Below are 1,684 nucleotides of genomic sequence, written 5' to 3'. Positions count from 1 at the left end.
ACGCCGAGCGCGCCCAGGCGGTCCAGGCGGCCGGCCGGCTGTTCGACCGTTCGGCCGCCGTGCGCGACCTGGTCCGCGACCATATGCGCCCCTCGGGCCGCTTCCAGCGCGACGCAGCGCTGGACAACCGCGCCCTATTCGTCCGCGCCTGGACCGAGGCGCACGAGGCCATCGACCGCATCATCCGCGTCTATGCCCTGGGCGAGGCGCCGCGCTACGCCGACATCGATTCCGTCATCTATCCGGTCGACGGCGGATATTACCGGGGCTTGCTGGTCCAGCTGGTGCGCGAGGTCGCGCGCCGCGCGGACGGGCCGGGTCCGACCCTCCATCCGGCCTATGACCTGCCCCGCGCCTTCGCCCTGGAGCTGATGGACGCCAACAAGCGCGACGACGCCGTGCGCCAGAGCGAGCTTCAGATTCGCGAGAACGCCGCGACCCTGGCCCGGCTGGCCGGGGTGCGCTGGGCCGACTTCCCCTATGCCGCCATCCTGGTGCCCGGCTATTCGCCCGAGGTCGCCTATGAGCCGCTGAACCCCGCCGCCAAGCTGCGCATCCGCCGGGGCGTCGAGCATTACCGCGCCGGCCAGGCGCCGGTGATCATCGTCTCGGGCGGGACCCTGCGCCCGGCCGGCACGCCCTATAACGAGGCGCTGGAGATGAAGCGGTTCCTAGTCTCGCACCACGGCATCCCGGCCGACCACATCCTGATCGACCCGGTCGCCCGCCACACCACCAGCAATATGCGCAACGCCGCCCGGCTGATCTTCGTCATGGGCGCCCCGCGCGAGATGAAGTCGCTGGTCACAGGCCAGGTGTCCTACATCGGCAGCCCCGGCTTCGCCGCCCGCAACCAGCGCGACTACGGCTATGTCCCCTATGTCCTGCACCAGCGGCTGGACTTCGACACCTATGAGTTCACGCCCGTCCCCGCCTCGCTGCACCGCGAGGCGACGGACCCGATGGACCCCTGACGATCCCATGGCGAAGCTCGACGACCGGCCGCGGAGGCCCGCATGGACGTCATAGACTGGCTGTCGCTGGAGATCCTGCCGCACGAGGCGGAGGCGCGCGACGGGATTCGCGCCGCCGGCCTCGGCCCCGAGGAGGACGACCTGATCCAGGAGGTCTATTGCCGCCTGCTGGAAGTCGAGGACGTCGCCCGCATCGCCCAGCCCCGCGCCTTCCTGCTCCAGACCGTGCGCGCCGTCATCCAGGACCATCTGCGCCAGACGCCGGTGGTGCGGATCGACATCTCCAGCCTGATCGACGATCTGATCGCGCCCGAGGCCTTAAGCTCGCCCGAGGCGATCGCCCACGACCGCCGCCGCCTGGCCGAGGTCGGCCAGGCCATCGAGGCCCTGCCCGGGCGATGTCGCCAGGTGTTTGAAATGCGAAAACTTTGGGGCCTGCCCCAGAAGGATGTGGCCCGCCGGCTGAATATCAGTGAGAAGGCGGTTGAAAGCGAAACGACCAGGGGGCTTCGGCTCCTCATGCAAGCCATGGCCGACAAGAGCCGAGCGCCACGAACTCGAGGGACACATGGTCCAACCCCAACCGCTCGGCGTCATCGACTCGGAGGCCGCCGCCTGGGCGACCCGGATCGACGCCGGGCCTCTGAACCCCGCTGAACAGCGCAGGCTCGACGCCTGGCTCGAGGCCGACCGACGCCATCGCGGCGCCT

3 protein-coding genes are annotated in these 1,684 nt (G+C 70.1%); all 3 read left to right on the top strand.

The window, feature by feature from the left end; all coding sequences use genetic code 11:
- Positions 1 to 974, top strand: a 974-nt coding sequence (locus BDIM_RS04015) for a YdcF family protein (protein WP_050796616.1), incomplete at its 5' end; no start/stop codon positions are given.
- A gap of 42 nt (positions 975 to 1,016) precedes the next feature.
- Complete coding sequence (locus BDIM_RS04010; RefSeq protein ID WP_050796614.1) at positions 1,017 to 1,631, top strand: RNA polymerase sigma factor; 615 nt, start codon at positions 1,017 to 1,019, stop codon at positions 1,629 to 1,631.
- The coding region (locus BDIM_RS18680) for a DUF4880 domain-containing protein (protein ID WP_428829102.1) at positions 1,603 to 1,684 on the top strand (82 nt) is incomplete at its 3' end. The genes BDIM_RS04010 and BDIM_RS18680, both read left to right, overlap by 29 nt.

The sequence above is a fragment of the Brevundimonas diminuta ATCC 11568 genome, assembly GCF_000204035.1.
GTDB lineage: Bacteria > Pseudomonadota > Alphaproteobacteria > Caulobacterales > Caulobacteraceae > Brevundimonas > Brevundimonas diminuta.
This window is presented reverse-complemented; position numbering and strand designations above follow the sequence as displayed.

Excerpts from the sequence above, each read along its gene's own strand:
- BDIM_RS04010 (WP_050796614.1), top strand. The coding sequence starts at position 1,017 with ATGGACGTCATAGACTGGCTGTCGCTGGAGATCCTGCCGCACGAGGCG.